We start from the raw sequence: 17,159 nt of genomic DNA, 5'->3' as shown, positions 1-17,159 counted from the left end.
CCGCCAGGATCGGACCGGCCTGGTCAGCTCTGCCGGGACCGAAACTGGCCCGGTCACCCAGGCCAGGATCGAAGGAGTCAGGCGGCGTAGGCCTGGGTGTCCAAGGGCTTCGGAGTGATGGTCAGCTTCTTCACCGGTTCGGTGTTGGCCACCTTGTCGCTGACCGTCCGCAGTACCGACGACAGCGGCACGCCCAGGGATTCGCAGATCGAGGCCAGCAGTTCCGATGATGCTTCCTTCTGCCCGCGTTCGACTTCGGACAGGTAACCGAGGCTCACCCGCGCATCGGCTGAAACCTCCCGCAGGGTTCGACCCTGCTCCGTCCGGGTCTCCCGCAGGGTCTCACCCACGGCTTCACGCAGCAGTGCCGGTCTCAGGTCCACCTCCACCATGTCTCGACTCTACCCGCCCGTGCCCAATCGCGCGGGCGTGGTCCGAAACGTGTTGCTGCACGGATGGTCGGCGCTCAGCCACCCGAGCGGTTGTCGCGATCACGCAGGGTGCCCAGCAACGCCGAGATCGCCAGCTCCACCGCATGGATCCGGACCGCTGAGCGGCCGGAGCGAACGGCCTCGGCGGGGATGTCCAGCAATCCGCCATCGATGACACCCGCGCCGCAGATCCCGCAGTGGACCGTACCGGCGGGTTTGCCCTCCTGCTGCTCCGGACCTGCGACACCGGTCAGCGCCACCCCGTAGTCGGCGCCACAGCGCCGGGCGGCACCTCGGGCCATCTGCACGGCGGTCCGCTGCGCGACGGCCCCGTCACTGTCCAGGACGGCTTGTTCGACACCTGCCAGGCTGTGCTTCAGATCGGTGGCGTAGGTGATCAGCCCCCCGCGGTAGACGGCCGAAGCCCCGGGCACGGCGGTGATGGTGGCGCCGAGCAGCCCACCGGTCAGGGATTCGCAGGTGGCCAGGGTGCGCCCGCGCTGACGAAGCTCTGCGACGAGTTCCTCGGCCAGTGAAGGATCGGGCCACATACTGTCTCCTGCTCAGGCGAGGTCGCGGTCGCGATCGGTCGACCGGACCAGTTTCCACGCCTCGCGCAAATAGTCCAGACCGGTCAGCACGGTCAGGATCAGGGCCCCGATCATGGCGATCCAACCGATCGCGTCGGGCACCATGACCAAGGAGAACGGGCTACCCAGCGAGGGCAGCGGCAGCAGGAAGAGCACGATCGCCACCGTCTGCAGCACAGTCTTGGTCTTGCCACCCCGGTTGGCCGAGATCACGCCGTAGCGGATGACCACGAACCGCATCAGGGTGATCCCCCATTCACGGACCAGGATGATCACCGTGATCCACCACGGCAGTTCACCGGTCACGCTCAGGCCGATCAGGGCCATCCCGGTCATCGCCTTGTCGGCGATCGGATCCATCAGCTTGCCAAAGCTGGTGATCAGGTCGTACTTGCGCGCCAGATGCCCATCGATGAGATCGGTCAGCATGGCTGCCAGGAACAGACCGGTGGTCGCCAGTCGCCATCCCGGCTGATCGGGATGGGCGATCAACATCCAGCCGAGGAGCGGGACCAGCAGGGTACGCAGGACGGTCAGCGCATTCGGCAGATTCCACGAGGTCGGGCGAGGCGTGTTCACCGGATCACCTCCGCAGCCAGGTCGGCACCCTCGGTGGCCAGCACCCGGCAGCGCACCAGCTCACCGACCGCTGCCCGGCCGCGGACGATCGAGGTCTGACCATCGACCTCCGGGCCCTGATGGTCGGCGCGCCCGACCGGTGTGCCGTCCTCGATCTCCTCGACCAGTACGTTCACGATCTCCCCGATCCGGTCCTCGGCCCGTTGTTCGATCAGTGCCTCAGCCAGGTCGACCAGCCGGGCGCGTCGGGAGTCGATCTCGTCGGCGTCGACATGACCGTCGAGCTCCACTGCGGCCGTCCCCTCCTCGTCGGAGTAGCCGAAGACACCGATCGCATCCAGCCGGGCCTCGCTCAGGAAGTCGGCCAACACCTGCAGGTCGTCCTCGGTCTCCCCGGGGAAGCCGACGATGAAGTTGGACCGGATACCGGCCGCGGGCAACCGCTCACGGATCACGTCCAACAGCCCGAGGAAGGATTCGGCATCACCGAAGCGTCGCATCCGCCGCAGCACCGCAGCGGAGGCGTGCTGGAAGGAGAGGTCGAAGTAGGGCACGACCTTCTCCGTCGCGGCGACCGCCTCGATCAGCGCCGGCCGGGTCTCGGCAGGCTGCAGATAGGACAAGCGGATCCGCTCGATCCCGTCCACCTTGCCCAGTTCGGGCAGCAGCCGGTCCAGCGCCCGGATGTCGCCAAGGTCCTTGCCGTAGGAACTGGTGTTCTCGCTGACCAGGAAGAGTTCCTTCACCCCCTGCTCGGCCAACCATTGCGCCTCGGCGATAACCTCGGCCGGACGCCGTGACAGGTAGGAACCGCGGAAGGCGGGGATCGCACAGAAGGTGCAGCGCCGGTCACATCCCGAGGCCAGCTTCAGCGGCGCCATCGGACCGGATCCGAGTCGGCGACGGATCGCCCGCGGACCCGAGTCGGGCGCGGCACCGATCGGCAGATCGGGCGCGGCGATGGTGAACGCCTCGGCCAGCTCCGGCGCGTCGATCAACGGCAGGTCACCGTGGCCGGGGAGGGCAGCGCTCCGGGCGGCCTGGCGTTCGGCCGGGGCCAGCGGCAACAGCGTGCGCCGGTCACGGGGTACGTGGGCGGTGTGCTTGCCACCGGAGAGGATCGACTGCAGCCGTTCGGCGATCGAGGAGTAGTCGTCGAAACCGAGCACCGCATCGGCCTCCGGCAGCGCCGACTCCAGCTCGTTGCCGTACCGCTCGGCCATGCAGCCGACCGCCACGACGGCCTTGGCCGACCCGTTGTCCTTCAGATCGGCGGCCGCCAGCAGCGTGTCCACCGAATCCTTCTTCGCCGCCTCGATGAATCCGCAGGTGTTGACCATCACCGCATCGGCGGACTCGGGATCGTCGACCAGTTGGAAACCACCGGCCTCCAGCCGGCCCGCCAGTTCCTCGGAGTCCACCTCGTTGCGGGCGCATCCCAGGGTCACCAGGTGCACCGATGTCAGTTGCGACACAATCCTCCAGACATACAGCGGCCTCCGCCTCCAGACATACAGCGGGCTCCAGACATGCAACGGCCTCCAGCCGGTCGGAACGTCACAAGGCTACTTCCCCGGCGGCACCGCGACGAACTGCCGGACGCCGATCGAAGTCACCCAGATCCGCCGAGGAGGCGGCAGCAGGGGTGGGCACGCCGCAGGCCGACCGAGGACTCGCGCGTCTCAGCCCTGTTCGAGGGTCACCAGGACCTCGTCCAGCTCCTCGCCCTTCACCAGCACCTCGCGCGGCTTGGATCCCTCCGAGGGGCCGACGATGCCACGGGTCTCCAGGATGTCCATCAGCCGCCCGGCCTTGGCGAAACCGACCCGCAGCTTGCGCTGCAGCATCGAGGTGGAACCCAGTTGCAGGGTCACCACCAGCTTGGTCGCCTCCAGCACCAGTTCCAGGTCGTCGCCGATGTCCTCGTCGACCTTCTTCTTCGACTCGGTGGCCGCGGCCACGTCCTCGCGGTACTGCGGGGCGAGCTGCCCACTGACGTGTTTGACCACGCTGCGGATCTCGGCCTCGGTGACCCAGGCACCCTGTACGCGGATGGGTCGTCCGGCCCCCATCGGGACGAACAATCCGTCACCCTGGCCGACCAGCTTCTCCGCTCCGGGCGAGTCGAGGATCACCCGGGAGTCGGTCATCGAGGAGGTGGCGAAGGCCAGCCGGGACGGCACATTGGCCTTGATCAGGCCGGTCACCACATCGGTCGACGGACGCTGGGTGGCCAGCACCAGGTGGATCCCTGCCGCCCGGGCCAACTGGGTGATCCGGACGATCGAGTCCTCCACGTCCCGCGGGGCGACCATCATCAGATCGGCGAGCTCGTCGACCACCACCAGCAGGTACGGGTACGGCGCCAGCACCCGCTCCGATCCCTCGGGCAGCTTCACCTGGTCGGCGCGGACCGCCTTGTTGAAGTCGTCGACATGTTTGAAGCCGAAGGCGGCCAGATCGTCGTAGCGGGTGTCCATCTCCTTCACCACCCACTGCAGTGCCTCGGCGGCCTTCTTCGCATTCGTGATGATCGGCGTCACCAGATGCGGGATTCCCTCATAGGCGGTGAGTTCCACCCGCTTCGGGTCGACCATCAGCATCCGCACCTCGTCCGGCGTCGACCGCATCAGGATCGAGGTGATCATGGAGTTCACGAAGCTCGACTTGCCCGAACCGGTGGCACCGGCGACCAGCAGGTGCGGCATCTTGGCCAGGTTCGCGATCACGTACCCGCCCTCGACGTCCTTGCCCAGTCCCATGGTCATCGGGTGCTGGTCGTTGCGCGCCTTCGGCGAACGGAGCACATCACCGAGGGAGACGATCTCCTTGTCGGTGTTCGGGATCTCGATACCGATCGCCGACTTGCCGGGGATCGGGGAGAGAATCCGCACCTCGGCGCTGGCAACGGCATAGGAGATGTTCTTGCTCAGAGCGGTGACCTTCTCCACCTTCACCGCCGGGCCGAGTTCAACCTCGTAGCGGGTGACGGTCGGGCCCCGGGTGTAACCGGTGACGGTGGCGTCGATGTTGAACTGCTCCATCACATCCGACAGCCGGCCGACGATCTCGTCACAGGCCGCCGTCCGGGCCTTCGGCACACTGCCGGGTTTCAGGTTGGACGAATCCGGCAGTACGTACTGGATGTCACCGGAGAGCAGCTGCTGTTCGGCCCGGATCGGGCCGGGCGAGTGTTCCGGCGGCGCTGGCTCGGCACGTTCGACGACCGCGGCTTCGGGGGCGGGCCGCGGCGCACCGGGCTTCTGCTTCGGCGGCGTCGGATCGAGGGGTTCCAACGACTCGTAGTCGAAGACGTTGTCGCCGCTTTCGGCAGGCAGCGCGTCGACCGGTTCACCGGGCGGCACCACGTGCACGGTCTCCAACCGTTCCGGTTCCTCCACGGCACTGACCCGCTTGCGGCGGCCCTTCCGGCCCACCGGTGCGGTTTCGGCTTCCGCCGTCGCCTCGCCCGCATCGTCGAGCGGGGACTCCCCGCCACCGTCGACGAGCGACCGATCGGTGACGATCGGGCTGTCGTAGGCCTCGTCCACGCCGTACTCGATCTCCGCGGCATCCCGGTGCTGCCGCTCGGGCAGGGATTCGCGGAACTCCCGCCAGCGCTCGGGCATCTCGTGCAGGGTCGTCCCCAGGACCATCACCAGCCCGAACAGGGCCAGCAGGATCAGCAGGGGTACGGCGACCCAGACCGTGAGCAGGTCGGCGAGCAGGCTGGAGGAGACGTACCCCAGGACACCACCTGCCTGCTGGATCGCTGCCGAATCACTCGGCAGCGGGATCCCCTCGGAGACACTGATCAGACCGAGCACGCCCAGGCTGACGGCTCCCCAGCCGAGCAGCTGGCGCCCCAGCGGACCATTGCGTTCCGGTGAGCGCAGGGTGCGCCAGGCCATGATCGCGAACAGCAGCGGCGAGGCGTGGGAGCCCAATTGCCCGACCACCGTGGTGACACCGGTGACCACGGCAGGCCCGACCGGTGCCGGCAGGCCGAACCAGATGCAGGCGCCGAGGACGATCGCGGTGCCGAGCAGGAACAGCCCGATCCCGTCGCGGCGCAGTTCGGGTTCCAGGTCGGGGCGCCCGCCGCCGATCGACCGGGCACCACTGCCGACGCCGAGGGCCAGACCGCGCCAGGCAACGACCAGTCCGTACCCGATGGTGCCGAAGAATCCGCGCCCGGAGCGCTTCTGCGCAGTTGATCCGCGCCGAGTCGACGAAGCCTTCGAACGCGGCTTGGCCGCAGTCTTCCTCGGCGCCGGTTTGCGGTTGGCCTGGGCCGAGGAGCGGCTTGCGGTGCCATTGGCCGGCTTGCGCGGGCGTGGGGAACCACCACCGCTGCGGGTGGACGTGGACTTCTTGCTTCCGGACGACCGCGATGTGGCAGTACTGGCTCCTGCCGACCGCGGTGGGGAAGACGCGCGGGTCGCCATGGGCTCAGCCTAGCCAGCAGTGGGCGCCTTTGCAGCCCTCCCACGCCGACTCGCGGCCTCGGCTCATCGACGGGCCGGCCGCTGCGACCCCGATCGTCGAGGCCCGGTCACCGGTACCCGATTTCAGCGACGCCCGATTCAGCGACGCCCGATCATTGACGGAAGTGCTGGTAGCCCTGGGCACCTTCCCAGACGGCGCCGTCGACTCGTACCCCGGGCTCACTGGTCCGCTCCCCCACCGTCCCGATCACCTGCCACTCCGCCGGCACCCGGCCCGGATCGAAGGTGGCGACCAGACTGTGGTCCTCACCTCCGGTGAGCAGCAGCCGCTGGGGTGAGATGCCGGTCGCCGAGGAGACGGCCTGCAACGATTCGGGTACGGGCAGGGCCTCGCTGTCGACATTGCAGACCACCTGGGAGGCGCGGGCGATGTGACCCAGGTCGGCCAGCAGGCCGTCGGAGACATCGATCATCGCCCCGGCGCCGGCCGCCGCGGCCTGGACACCGGCGCCGTAGGGAACCCGCGGCACCTTCTGTGCCTCGACCACCGCTCGTGGTGAGCGGAACCCACGACTCAGCACCACCAGCCCGGCCGCCGCCCAGCCGAGCAGTCCACGGATCGCAATCACCTGCCCCGGTTGCGCCCCCGAGCGCAGCACCGGCGGACCGGCCAGCTCACCCAGGGCGGTGACGCTGATCATCACCTCCGCGCTCCGGGTGACGTCCCCACCGACCACCACGGCTCCCGCCTCGGAGGCTTCGGTCCGCAGCCCGTCGGAGCAGTCGGTGGCCCATTTCAGCGGGAGGTCGCTGGGTGCGGCGAAGGCGACCAACAAGGCGATCGGCCGGGCGCCCATCGCTTCGACATCGGCCAGGTTCACCGCAGCGGCCTTCCGCCCGACCTCGGTGGCGCTCGACCAGTCGCGCCGGAAATGCACCCCTTCGACCAGCGCATCGGTGGTGCTCACCACCGGTCCGGAGAACTGCAGCACCGCGCAGTCGTCCCCGGGCCCCTGGAGCACCTCCGGAACCACGACCGGTTCGCCGGAGGCCGTGGTGGCACCGTGCCCGGTGATCTGCCGGATCAGGCCGAACTCCCCGGTCTCGGCGATCGACGGACCATTGCCACCCTGGGCGGAATTGTCGGCGCTCACGTCCCACACGGTAGCGTGGCGTTCGCGTCGGCGACATCGACCGGGCCGGCGCTGCAACACGGTGGCCCGGTGTCCCGGAGCCATCCGGCGGTGACGAGATGGAGGTTCAGATGACGGTCCAAGCCTATGTGCTGGTGCAGACGACGGTGGGCAAGGCCGCCACCGTGGCCGAGACGATCCGCCAGATTCCCGGTGTCGTGCTGGCCGAGGACGTCACCGGCCCCTATGACGTGATCGTCCGTGCCGAGGCCGCCGATCTCGACGAGCTCGGCACCATGGTGGTGGCCAAGGTGCAGACGGTCGAGGACATCACCCGTACCGTCACCTGTCCCGTGGTGAAGCTCTGATCGGCCACGGTTGAACGACCGGCCGCCATCTCGATGACCCCGTCCGCCCCCGCGCTGCGCCTGCGCCGGTACGCGCTGCCCGCGCTAGGCGGGCTGCTGGCCCTGACCGGATGTTCGGGCGCCGTCCAGGCCGCTGATCCCGAGCTGTCGGCCGAAGCCGCCGAGACCTGCGCGAAGGTGATGTCCGAGTTGCCCGAGACCGTCGACGGTCAGCCCCGTCGGGACACCGAGCCGGGCCGCTGGACGGCAGCCTGGGGCAAACCGGCGATCGTCCTCACCTGCGGCGCCGAACTCCCGGCATCGGCCGGTCCCGACGCGCAGTGCTTCGAGGTCAACGGCGTCGGCTGGTACGCCGAGGAGGCCGAACCCGGTTGGGTCTTCACCACCCTCGGGCGCACGGTGCCGGTGCAGGTCAGTGTGCCGTCCGAGCACTCCCCCGAGGCAGATGCCCTGGTCGATCTCGCGCAGACGATCAACGACCACGACGAGAACGTCCAGCCCTGCGTGTAGGACCTCAGCGCAGTCCGACCGACCGGCTCATCGCACACTCCAGCAGCCGGGTGATCTGGGCGGTGAAGTCGATCCCGCTGGCCTGCCACACCTGCGGGAACATCGAGGTGGCGGTGAAACCGGGCAGGGTGTTGATCTCGTTGATCATCACCTGGTCGTCGGCGGTCAGGAAGCAGTCGACCCGCGCGTGGCCCTCACAACCGAGGACGGCGAACACCTCGGCGGCCAGTCCGCGGATCCGCTCCTCGACACCGGCATCGACACGGGTGGGGACGACGATGCTCACCTCGTCACCGGGGGTGTACTTCGACTCGTAGTCGTAGAACCCGTCCTTGCCGTGCATCACGACCTCACCGAGCACCGAGACCTGCGGACCGTTACCGCTGTCGAACACACCGCACTCGATCTCCCGGGCGCCGACGAAACCCTGTTCGACGACCACCTTCGGGTCATGTTCGCGGGCCACCTCGATCGCCGCCCGCAACCCAGCCGGTTCGCTCACCCGGGTGATCCCCTGGCTGGAGCCCGCGCGGGCGGGTTTGACGAAGACCGGGAACTCCAGGCCCGACACCTGCCGCAGGCATTCCTCGGGATCGGCACCCCACCGGTCGGGGGTGATCGCGACGTACGGGCCGATCGGGATACCGGCGGAGTCGAACAACAGTTTCATCAGGTGTTTGTCCATGCCGACCGCACTGGCGGCGACCCCCGAGCCGGTGTAGCGCAACCCGATGCTCTCGCAGAAGCCCTGGATCGCGCCGTCCTCACCACCGGGCCCGTGCAACATGAGGAACGCCACGTCCAGCGGTTCCTCCCCCGCTTCGGTCCACAGGACGGGGCCCTGGCCGGTCCCTCGCAGGACCACCTCCGGGCCACCGCCCTCGGGCAACTCGGGCAGCACGGAGTCGCGGATCTGCAACCCGCGCAGGTCGTCGGACCCGACCCGTTGCCAGCGGCCACGGCGGGTGATCCCGACACCCACCAGCTCATACTTCGTGGAGTCGATCGCCTGGGCGACGGCGGCGGCGCCGAGACAGGAGACACCGTGCTCGGAACTGGTGCCGCCGAAGATCAGACCGACCCGGAGCGGTCGACCACTGTCGTGTCGGGCAGTGTCTGGATGGGGCTGATTCACGCTGGCGACCCTAGCCGAAATCGGTCATCGTTCGGGTTTCACCTGCCGGGACATCAAGGCATCCAGCGCCTCGTCCGGGCTGATCTGACCCTCGATCACCGGGGCGATCCGGGAGATGATCGGCAGTTCGACACCGACCTCATCGGCCAGCGCCGCCAACGACCCGGAGGTCGGGATCGCCTCGACCACACCGGAGCTCGCGGCCAGCGCCTCGGCGACGGGCATCCCCCGGCCCAGGCGTTCGCCGAAACTGCGGTTGCGTGACAGCGGCGAGTAACAGGTGGCGACCAGATCACCGGTCCCGGCCAGTCCGGCGAAGGTGTGCGGATCGGCACCCAGGGCCTCCCCCAACCGGGTTGCCTCGGCCAGCCCGCGACTCATCACCGTTCCCAGCAGGTTGTCCCCCAGACCACGCCCGATGATCATGCCGACGGCCAGGGCGATCGGGTTCTTCGCTGCACCGGCCAACTCACAACCGACGACGTCCAGATTCGTGTACGGCCGGAAGTATGGCGAGTGCAGGGAACGCTGTACCCGTACCGCGGTCTCGTTCGAGTACGCGGCGACCACCGCAGCGGTGGGCATCCGGGCTCCGATCTCCCGGGCCAGGTTGGGGCCGGCGATCACGGCCAGCCGTTCGGCATCGATGCCGGCATCGAGCATCAGTTCGCTCATCCGGGCACCGGTCTCGGCCTCCAGTCCCTTGGCCGCGGAGACGATCAACGCCTCCGCAGGAAGTTGCCAGTGCTGCAGGTTCTCCCGCATGGTCTGCGCCGGCACCGCCAGGACGACCACCTCCACCCCGTCGGTGGCCAGTTGCTGGTCGGTGGTGGCCAGGATCGGCGGCAGCTCGATCCCGGGCAGGTAGCGCTCGTTCGTGCGCCGCTCGTTGATCTCATCGGCCTGGTCGGCTCGCCGACCGCACAACCGGACCTCATGGCCGGCGTCGGCGAAGACCAGGGAGAGGACCGTACCGAAGGCCCCGGCCCCCAGAACTGCCACCCGCATCAGCGTTCCTCCCGGTGTCGGCGGACCACCCGACGTCGCAGTCGCGGATCCCACCGCCCACGGGGGGGAAGCTCCTGCCGGAGGTCGCCGACCAGTGCGGTCAGGGAATCCATGATCCGGTCGGTGATCAACAACAAGGTTCCGGCCGTCGGCGGTTCACCGCGAAGATCATCGATGTCCACCGGGTCACCGGTGATCACGTGGACGGTACGCGGCGGGAAGAACCTGGGGAAGGTGAGCTTCTTGCCCCCGAGGATGTCCTGGGCACCCCATTGGGCGACCGGAATCAGCGGTGCACCGGTCTCCAGGGCGAGTCGGGCAGCGCCGGTACGACCGTTCATCGGCCAGCCATCGGGATCGAAGGTGATCGTTCCTTCGGGGTAGATGGAGACCGAACCACCCGCGGCCAGGGCGGCTGCGGCCTCGGCCATCGCACCACCGCCGTCGGCCCGGTCGCGGTCCACCTTGATCTGGCCGCAGGCACGGGCCACCCAGCCGACGACCGGGGTACGGAAGATCGATGCCTTGGCAAGAAAGCGCGGCCACCGGCCCGCCCAGGCGATGTAGTGGCCGTAGACCAGCGGATCGATGTTCGAGATGTGGTTGACCACGAAGATCGCCGGCCCGGTTCGCGGCACCTTCTTCCGGTCCCGCCAGTCCCTGCGGGTGATCCGCCTCATGATCGCGGCCAGCGCGGTCACGGTGACCCGCAGACCGACTTCGGCGGGCTCGGAATTCACCGCACGTATCGGCAGGGCTGCTGGGTCGGCAACAGCCAACCTCGGTTCGCTCATCCGGGCCGGTCCCTTCGGTTCGTGCACTGGCTCCACTGTAGGGCCCGGCGTGGCAAGATCGTTCGGTGCCCGATCCGAGTCCGTTGTCCGACCGAACAGCCGGCCAGGTCCGGCGTCCATTGGGTGCCGTGGTTGCGCTGAAGTCGCTGCATCTGGCCAAGAGCAGGATCGACGCCGAGGTCGGGTTCCGCCGCGAACTGGCCTGGTCGATGCTGGTCGACACCGTGACGGCACTGCAGGCGGTGATCCCGGTGGTGGTGGTCGTCGGTGACGGTCTGCCCCCGGTGGGCAGCGCGCAGTTGGTGCCGGATCCGGGGCGGGACCTGAACGCGGCATTCACCGCCGGGGCCGCTCATCTCCTCGATCACGGCATCACCGAGGTGCTGGCATCGGTCGCCGATCTCCCGGCACTGCGTTCGGCGAGTGTCGATCAGTTCGTCGGAGCACTGCCGCAGCAACGTCGCTTGTTCCTGCGCGATGCCGCCGGATTCGGTACCACCATGCTGCTGGCCCGCGCGCTGCGCGGGCCGCGCGACCTGGATCCCCGGTTCGAGGGACGTTCGGCCGACAATCACCTGCGCTCGGGTGCGGCCGATCCGGCGCCGGAGAATTGGCCGGATGCCCGCTTGGACGTGGACACCCTGGATGATCTGCGGCGGGCTGCCGGGATGGGCCTGGGAACACGCACCGAAGCCCTGTTGCGCGATGTTGATCATCATTGACCGACAACGGGTGGGCCCGCTCGGACCCACCCGTCGTCGTCCACATCGCTGATCAGACCTCGTCGTCGATCACCGTCGACGTTGATCTTGACCGAGGTCGGGAGTTCAGCGACTGCTCTTGCGCGTCGCCTTCTTGGCCGTCGTCTTCTTCGCGGTGGTCTTCTTCGCGGTGGTCTTCTTCGCCGGCGCCTTGCTGGCGGTCGTCTTCTTCGCCGGTGCCTTGCTGGCGGTGGTCTTCTTCGCCGACGCCTTGCTCGCGGTGGTCTTCTTCGCGGCGGTCTCCGCCGGAGCCTTCACTGCCGCGGCCTTCGTGGCCGTCTTCTTCGCCGGTGCCTTGGTGGCGGTGGTCTTCTTCGCCGGTGCTGCCTCGGCCTTGGCTGCGGTCGACTTCCTGGTCGCGCGCGGCGGCTTCTTCTCGCCAGTGACGTAGGCCTTCAGTTCCGACCCGGGACGGAAGCGCGCAATGTTGGTGGCCTTGGCTCGCTTGCGCTCACCGGTACGCGGGTTCCGGACCATCCGTGAAGGACGACGAATCTTCTCGAAGACTCCGAAGCCGGTGATCGACACGCGGCCGTCCCGAGCTGTGGAGAAGGTGATGGTTTCGATCACGGCGTTGAGCGCACGACCCGCTTCGGCCTTGTTGCCGTCGAAATGCGGCGCCAGTGCTTCGATCAGTTCAGCCTTGTTCACGTTGTCCTTCTCAGTCGAACGGACCCTGTCAGGAAAAGGGTTTCGGAGCATTCGAGGTACGAATGCTGCTCATACGCTAGACAAGCCGGGCAGCCCTGACAACGACGACATGCCAGATTCCCCGCAGTCGTTGAACTGTCGGGGAATCCGGCAAGGGCACACCGCCCCGGACCGGCGCCTCAGGAGGAGCTGGGAACCGGCTGGGTCGTCGGCTTGAAAGGCAGCCGTTTCTCTTCGTAGGCAGAGATGTCGTCGGCATGACGCAGTGTCAGTGCGACATCGTCGAGCCCCTCGAGCAACCGCCAGCGGGTGTAGTCGTCGATCTCGAAGGTGATGGTCCAGCCGGCCACGGTGATCGTCCGCTGTTCCAGGTCGACCTCGACCTCCAGGGAGGGATCGCCCTCGATCAGTTCCTGCAACTTGTGCACATCGGCTTCGGGGATCACCGCGATCAGCAGACCGGCCTTGCCGGAGTTGTTGCGGAAGATGTCGCCGAAACGGGATCCGATGACCACCTTGAACCCGTAGTCCATCAATGCCCAGACCGCGTGCTCACGAGACGATCCGGTGCCGAAGTCGGGACCGGGGATCAAGATCGTCGCGCCGGCATGTTCGGGACGGTTGAGCACGAAGCTGGGATCGGATCGCCAGGCCGAGAACAGACCGTCGGCGAACCCGGTCCGGGTCACCCGCTTCAGGTAGACGGCCGGGATGATCTGGTCGGTGTCGACATTGCTGCGGCGCAGCGGCACTGCAGTCCCTGTGTGGGTGGTGAAAGCTTCCATGATCGTTTTCCTTCGTCGTGGATCGAGGGCCGCTCAGACCAGCGAGGGCTGAGGAAGATCGGCCGGTCCGGCGAGGTGTCCCAGCACCGCGGTGGCTGCGGCGACGGCCGGTGAGACCAGGTGGGTACGCCCGCCCTTGCCCTGTCTTCCCTCGAAGTTGCGGTTGGAGGTCGATGCCGCGCGTTCCCCCGGGGACAACTGGTCGGGATTCATACCCAGACACATCGAGCAGCCGGCCGCCCGCCATTCGGCACCGGCTTCGAGGAAGATCGCGTCCAGACCCTCGGCCTCGGCCTGCAGCCGTACCCGGGCCGACCCGGGGACGATCAGCATGCGCACCCCATCGGCGACCTTGCGTCCCTCGATCACCGAGGCGGCCAACCGCAGGTCCTCCATCCGACCATTGGTGCAGGAGCCGACGAAGACGGTGTCCACGGCGATCTCCCGCAGCGGCGTACCGGCGCTCAGCCCCATGTACTCCAGTGCCCGCTCGGCGGCCGTCCGCTCGCTCTCGTCGGCGAAGTCGGCCGGATCGGGCACGACATCGTTCAGCGCGATGCCCTGTCCCGGATTGGTTCCCCAGGTGACGAACGGTGACAACTCGCTGACATCGAGCTCGACCTCGGCGTCGAAGACCGCATCGTCATCGGTGCGCAGCGTGCGCCAGTAGTCCTTGGCCGCCTCCCACTGCTCACCCTTCGGCGCGTGCTGGCGCCCCTCCAGGTAGGCGAAGGTGGTCTCGTCGGGGGCGATCATGCCGGCCTTGGCCCCCCATTCGATGCTCATGTTGCAGATGGTCATCCGACCCTCCATCGACAACTTCTCGATCGCCGGACCGCGGTACTCCACGACGTACCCCTGGCCGCCGCCGGTACCGACCTGGCTGATCAGTGCCAGCACCAGATCCTTGGCGGTGACCCCCTCGGCCAGTTCACCGACCACGTTGACCGCCATGGTCTTGGGCTTGGCCTGCGGCAGCGTCTGGGTCGCCAGTACGTGCTCCACCTCGGAGGTGCCGATACCGAAGGCGAGAGCACCGAAGGCGCCGTGGGTGGAGGTGTGGGAGTCCCCGCAGACGACGGTCATCCCCGGCTGGGTCAACCCCAGCCACGGCCCGATGATGTGCACCACTCCCTGGTCGGGATCGCCGAGGCTGTGGATCCGGACGCCGAACTCCGCGGCGTTCTTCCGCAGGGTGTCGACCTGGGTCCGCGAGGTCGGGTCCTTGATCGGCAGGTTGATGTTCAGGGTCGGCGTGTTGTGGTCCTCGGTGGCCAGCGTCAGGTCGGGCCGACGGACCTTGCGGCCCTCCTGCCGGAGCCCGTCGAAGGCCTGGGGGCTGGTGACCTCGTGCACCAGGTGCAGGTCGATGAAGAGGAGGTCCGGTTCACCCGGTACGGAACGGACGACATGGTCGTCCCAGACCTTCTCACTCAGTGTGCGTCCCATCAGTCCTTCTCCACTTCTCGGTGACCGACCACGATGTCCTCATGACCGGGATCGGCGTACCGTCCTGTCCATCGATCGACCACCGGGCCGACCGTTCGTGAGGGGAACACCCCTCGGGATCCGTGCTCACCGTATCACTTGCATTCCAGCATCCGAGACGGCAGTATCAGCACATGGACAACACTAGCGGGGTCGGCGTTCTCGACAAAGCGGCCGTTGTGCTGACGGCTCTGGAATCCGGTCCGACCACCTTGGCAGGCCTGGTCACCGCCACCGGACTGGCCCGGCCGACGGCGCATCGCCTGGCCGTCGCCCTGGAGCACCACCGGCTGGTGGGCCGGGATCTGCAGGGACGGTTCGTACTCGGTCCGCGGCTGGCCGAACTGGCCTCCGCCGCCGGTGAGGACCGACTGCTGGCCACCGCCGGACCGGTCCTGGCCCGGCTCCGCGACATCACCGGCGAATCCGCCCAGCTCTTCCGGCGGCAGAACGAGTCCCGGGTCTGCGTGGCCGCCGCCGAACGCAGCTCCGGCCTGCGCGACACCGTCCCGGTCGGATCACAGCTGACCATGCAGGCCGGCTCGGCCGCCCAGGTGCTGCTCGCCTGGGAGGAACCCGAACGGATGCAGCGCGGGCTGCGCGATGCCAAGTTCACCGCTGCGGCACTGTCCAACATCCGACGCCGCGGCTGGGCGCAGTCGATCGGCGAGCGGGAGTCGGGCGTGGCCTCGGTCTCGGCGCCGGTCCGCTCCCCCAGCGGCAAGGTGATCGCCGCGGTCAGCGTCTCCGGGCCGATGGAGCGCCTCACCCGGCAACCGGGCCGGATGCACGCCCCGGCAGTGGTGGCTGCGGCCGACCGGCTGTCCGAGGTGCTGCGCCGCAACAACGACTGAGTGCGGCGCCCCCGGTCCCCGACCAGGCAGGAGCGCTTGCCCGACCAAACAAACGTCACACTCGATCGCGAACACCCGGAGCTCCGGTTTGCCGCCACGCGATCTGCCCTGGGGCCGCGGAATCGAGTGTGACGTTTGTTTGGTCGCTCACGAGCGTTCGCCGCGGAATCGACTCCCGCCGGGAACGCAGGAAATCCCCGGCCAGAACATGTTCTGACCGGGGATCTCACCTGTAGCCCCGACGGGATTCGAACCCGCGCTACCGCCTTGAGAGTGCGAAAATCGCCAGATTCGACGGTGTCGAGATCTGTTGAGAATCACTGAATCACCCTGTACGCCAAGGGATCTCGTTGTTGAGGACCAACGGGCCCAGATGAGCGTTTTGAGCTCGCATGTTGCCCCAGTGTTGCCCCAATCGGGGCCGTCCGCACCTCGCGTCGCGGACATCCCAGCCACGGACTGCTGGGGTGGGCCCCCGCTCAAGTACGTGCATGCTCTGCACGAGTGGCGGTCCCCGGCCACCGTACTTGGAGGAGTGCGTGACGGGGATGCGGCTCCCTCGTCGGCGTCGACGTCTACGCTCGGGTTACCCGTCGAACTGCCCGAGGTGAAGCATGGCGCAGCCCTACGTCTCCAGTCGTCGCTTGGTCGCCAACTCGCTCTCAGCGATGCTGTCGGCCATCGAGGTCTACAACAAGCCGCGGATGGAGTATCGCGACGAGGTCACCGTCGTGCTCATCGTGAACGCCTGGGAACTCGCATTGAAGGCTGCCCTGAAGCAGGCAAAGAAGCGCGTCTTCTACAGGAAGAAGACCGGCCAGCCGTACCGGACCCTGGCAGTCGAGGACGCCTTGAAGCAGGCCCTCAACCACAACCTCTTCCCGCCTGGTGTCGATGGCACCGCAGTCGCCGCGAACGTGAGCGCCCTTGTCGAATACCGCAACCGTGCCGTACACCTCTACGCGGCCGACCTCGGAGAGATGGTCTACCCGTTCATGCAGACGAGTGTGCTCAACTACCGGGACTACATGCTCGACCGGTTCAACAAGGATCTCGCGGACTCCATCACATGGCAGCTGCTGCCCCTGGGTGCAAGAACCCCGTCCGAGCCGATCCAGTTCATGAAGGCCGACCCATCCAAGTCCGCAGTCGCTGAGGTGCGAGAGTTCATCGACGGCTTACGCAGGTTGCTCGACGAAGCACAAGCCGCCGGAGGCGACATGCAGCGCGTGGCATCCGTCTACGACGTCCACCTCCGGTCGACGAAAACTGTGACGAGTCGCGACCTCGAGGTAGCCGTGGCCAATGACGGGGAGAAGGTCGTGGTGAGGAAGGCTGACCCCAACCAGACGCACCCCTACAGCGCCACCGAGTTGCTCCAACGCGTCAACGCGAAACGCGCAGGTAGGGAGCTCAATTCTCGCGACCACCAAGCGCTCTGTTGGAAGGAGCACCTTCGAGATGATCCTCGCATGGCATGGAAGCACGGCAACGCCGCAACTCATGTCTGGTCTGGCGACGCCGTGAACCATATGGCCAAACTCGAGGACGGGTACTACGACCAAGTGCGATCTGAGTACAACGCATATCTCCAGAGCAAGCGGGTCTGAGGCTGCCCCCGAGG

Annotated in this window: 17 protein-coding genes; 5 read left to right on the top strand and 12 right to left on the bottom strand. The window is 67.6% G+C overall.

All coding sequences use genetic code 11. The annotated features are described in order from the left end of the window. Positions 1-77 precede the first annotated feature (77 nt). The 6 genes from CLV29_RS03905 to CLV29_RS03880 all read right to left on the bottom strand — a co-directional run bounded on the left by CLV29_RS03905 (position 78) and on the right by CLV29_RS03880 (position 7,202). Positions 78-377, bottom strand: coding sequence for a helix-turn-helix domain-containing protein (locus CLV29_RS03905; protein ID WP_279586477.1), 300 nt, complete (start codon positions 375-377; stop codon positions 78-80). Between the two features lie 89 nt (positions 378-466). Beyond that, positions 467-982, bottom strand: coding sequence for a CinA family protein (locus CLV29_RS03900; protein WP_133753730.1), 516 nt, complete (start codon positions 980-982; stop codon positions 467-469). A 12-nt stretch (positions 983-994) separates the two neighbouring features. Then, positions 995-1,600, bottom strand: coding sequence for a CDP-diacylglycerol--glycerol-3-phosphate 3-phosphatidyltransferase (gene pgsA / locus CLV29_RS03895; RefSeq protein ID WP_133753729.1), 606 nt, complete (start codon positions 1,598-1,600; stop codon positions 995-997). Next, a complete protein-coding gene (gene rimO, locus CLV29_RS03890) occupies positions 1,597-3,075 on the bottom strand; it encodes a 30S ribosomal protein S12 methylthiotransferase RimO (RefSeq protein ID WP_133753728.1) in 1,479 nt (492 codons plus the stop codon). The genes pgsA and rimO overlap by 4 nt, the downstream gene beginning before the upstream one ends. A gap of 207 nt (positions 3,076-3,282) precedes the next feature. Continuing rightward, positions 3,283-6,048 (bottom strand): DNA translocase FtsK, encoded by a 2,766-nt coding sequence (locus CLV29_RS03885; RefSeq protein ID WP_133753727.1) that lies wholly within the window; start codon positions 6,046-6,048, stop codon positions 3,283-3,285. A gap of 152 nt (positions 6,049-6,200) precedes the next feature. Next, positions 6,201-7,202, bottom strand: coding sequence for a thiamine-phosphate kinase (locus CLV29_RS03880; protein ID WP_243831708.1), 1,002 nt, complete (start codon positions 7,200-7,202; stop codon positions 6,201-6,203). A 110-nt stretch (positions 7,203-7,312) separates the two neighbouring features. On the opposite strand from CLV29_RS03880, the gene CLV29_RS03875 reads away from it, so the two are divergent. Both CLV29_RS03875 and CLV29_RS03870 read left to right on the top strand, forming a co-directional pair. Further along, complete coding sequence (locus CLV29_RS03875) at positions 7,313-7,549, top strand: Lrp/AsnC family transcriptional regulator (RefSeq protein WP_133753725.1); 237 nt, start codon at positions 7,313-7,315, stop codon at positions 7,547-7,549. Positions 7,550-7,582: 33 nt separating this feature from the next. Continuing rightward, on the top strand, positions 7,583-8,059 hold the full coding sequence (locus CLV29_RS03870) for a DUF3515 family protein (protein WP_133753724.1): 477 nt from the start codon (positions 7,583-7,585) through the stop codon (positions 8,057-8,059). A gap of 4 nt (positions 8,060-8,063) precedes the next feature. Here the strand turns inward: CLV29_RS03870 and CLV29_RS03865 are convergent, their stop codons facing one another. Genes CLV29_RS03865 through CLV29_RS03855 form a run of 3 tightly spaced genes read right to left on the bottom strand, consistent with a single transcriptional unit; the run spans position 8,064 to position 10,996 of the window. After that, on the bottom strand, positions 8,064-9,194 hold the full coding sequence (locus CLV29_RS03865; RefSeq protein WP_133753723.1) for a D-alanine--D-alanine ligase family protein: 1,131 nt from the start codon (positions 9,192-9,194) through the stop codon (positions 8,064-8,066). Positions 9,195-9,218: 24 nt separating this feature from the next. Then, the gene (locus CLV29_RS03860) at positions 9,219-10,202 is read right to left on the bottom strand and encodes an NAD(P)H-dependent glycerol-3-phosphate dehydrogenase (RefSeq protein ID WP_133753722.1); all 984 of its coding nucleotides are present in this window, start codon (positions 10,200-10,202) and stop codon (positions 9,219-9,221) included. Further along, on the bottom strand, positions 10,202-10,996 hold the full coding sequence (locus tag CLV29_RS03855) for a lysophospholipid acyltransferase family protein (RefSeq protein WP_208292745.1): 795 nt from the start codon (positions 10,994-10,996) through the stop codon (positions 10,202-10,204). Before CLV29_RS03855 ends, CLV29_RS03860 begins: the two co-directional genes overlap by 1 nt. A gap of 65 nt (positions 10,997-11,061) precedes the next feature. On the opposite strand from CLV29_RS03855, the gene cofC reads away from it, so the two are divergent. Further along, positions 11,062-11,718 carry a 2-phospho-L-lactate guanylyltransferase gene (gene cofC, locus CLV29_RS03850; RefSeq protein ID WP_133753721.1) on the top strand — a complete coding sequence of 219 codons (657 nt, stop codon included), beginning with the start codon at positions 11,062-11,064 and terminating at the stop codon, positions 11,716-11,718. Between the two features lie 105 nt (positions 11,719-11,823). Here cofC and CLV29_RS03845 read toward each other — a convergent pair whose 3' ends face one another. The 3 genes from CLV29_RS03845 to leuC all read right to left on the bottom strand — a co-directional run bounded on the left by CLV29_RS03845 (position 11,824) and on the right by leuC (position 14,642). After that, a complete protein-coding gene (locus tag CLV29_RS03845) occupies positions 11,824-12,408 on the bottom strand; it encodes an HU family DNA-binding protein (protein WP_133753720.1) in 585 nt (194 codons plus the stop codon). Positions 12,409-12,587: 179 nt separating this feature from the next. Continuing rightward, positions 12,588-13,193 carry a 3-isopropylmalate dehydratase small subunit gene (leuD, locus tag CLV29_RS03840; protein WP_133753719.1) on the bottom strand — a complete coding sequence of 202 codons (606 nt, stop codon included), beginning with the start codon at positions 13,191-13,193 and terminating at the stop codon, positions 12,588-12,590. A 33-nt stretch (positions 13,194-13,226) separates the two neighbouring features. After that, positions 13,227-14,642 (bottom strand): 3-isopropylmalate dehydratase large subunit, encoded by a 1,416-nt coding sequence (gene leuC, locus CLV29_RS03835; protein ID WP_133753718.1) that lies wholly within the window; start codon positions 14,640-14,642, stop codon positions 13,227-13,229. 173 nt (positions 14,643-14,815) lie between these two features. On the opposite strand from leuC, the gene CLV29_RS03830 reads away from it, so the two are divergent. Further along, on the top strand, positions 14,816-15,535 hold the full coding sequence (locus CLV29_RS03830) for an IclR family transcriptional regulator (protein WP_133753717.1): 720 nt from the start codon (positions 14,816-14,818) through the stop codon (positions 15,533-15,535). A 614-nt stretch (positions 15,536-16,149) separates the two neighbouring features. Further along, positions 16,150-17,145 carry a DUF3644 domain-containing protein gene (locus CLV29_RS03825; protein WP_133753716.1) on the top strand — a complete coding sequence of 332 codons (996 nt, stop codon included), beginning with the start codon at positions 16,150-16,152 and terminating at the stop codon, positions 17,143-17,145. Positions 17,146-17,159 lie beyond the last annotated feature (14 nt).

The organism is Naumannella halotolerans (assembly GCF_004364645.1).
Lineage (GTDB): Bacteria > Actinomycetota > Actinomycetes > Propionibacteriales > Propionibacteriaceae > Naumannella > Naumannella halotolerans.
Note: the sequence above shows the minus strand (reverse complement) of the source record. Positions and strands in the feature narration are given on the sequence as shown.

Bases quoted from the DNA above. Each gene is read 5' to 3' on its own strand.
- CLV29_RS03900 (WP_133753730.1), bottom strand. From the start codon at position 982: ATGTGGCCCGATCCTTCACTGGCCGAGGAACTCGTCGCAGAGCTTCGT.
- CLV29_RS03885 (WP_133753727.1), bottom strand. From the start codon at position 6,048: ATGGCGACCCGCGCGTCTTCCCCACCGCGGTCGGCAGGAGCCAGTACT.
- CLV29_RS03875 (WP_133753725.1), top strand. From the start codon at position 7,313: ATGACGGTCCAAGCCTATGTGCTGGTGCAGACGACGGTGGGCAAGGCC.
- CLV29_RS03870 (WP_133753724.1), top strand. From the start codon at position 7,583: ATGACCCCGTCCGCCCCCGCGCTGCGCCTGCGCCGGTACGCGCTGCCC.
- CLV29_RS03860 (WP_133753722.1), bottom strand. From the start codon at position 10,202: ATGCGGGTGGCAGTTCTGGGGGCCGGGGCCTTCGGTACGGTCCTCTCC.
- CLV29_RS03855 (WP_208292745.1), bottom strand. From the start codon at position 10,996: ATGAGCGAACCGAGGTTGGCTGTTGCCGACCCAGCAGCCCTGCCGATA.
- leuD (WP_133753719.1), bottom strand. From the start codon at position 13,193: ATGGAAGCTTTCACCACCCACACAGGGACTGCAGTGCCGCTGCGCCGC.
- leuC (WP_133753718.1), bottom strand. From the start codon at position 14,642: ATGGGACGCACACTGAGTGAGAAGGTCTGGGACGACCATGTCGTCCGT.
- CLV29_RS03830 (WP_133753717.1), top strand. From the start codon at position 14,816: ATGGACAACACTAGCGGGGTCGGCGTTCTCGACAAAGCGGCCGTTGTG.
- CLV29_RS03825 (WP_133753716.1), top strand. From the start codon at position 16,150: ATGGCGCAGCCCTACGTCTCCAGTCGTCGCTTGGTCGCCAACTCGCTC.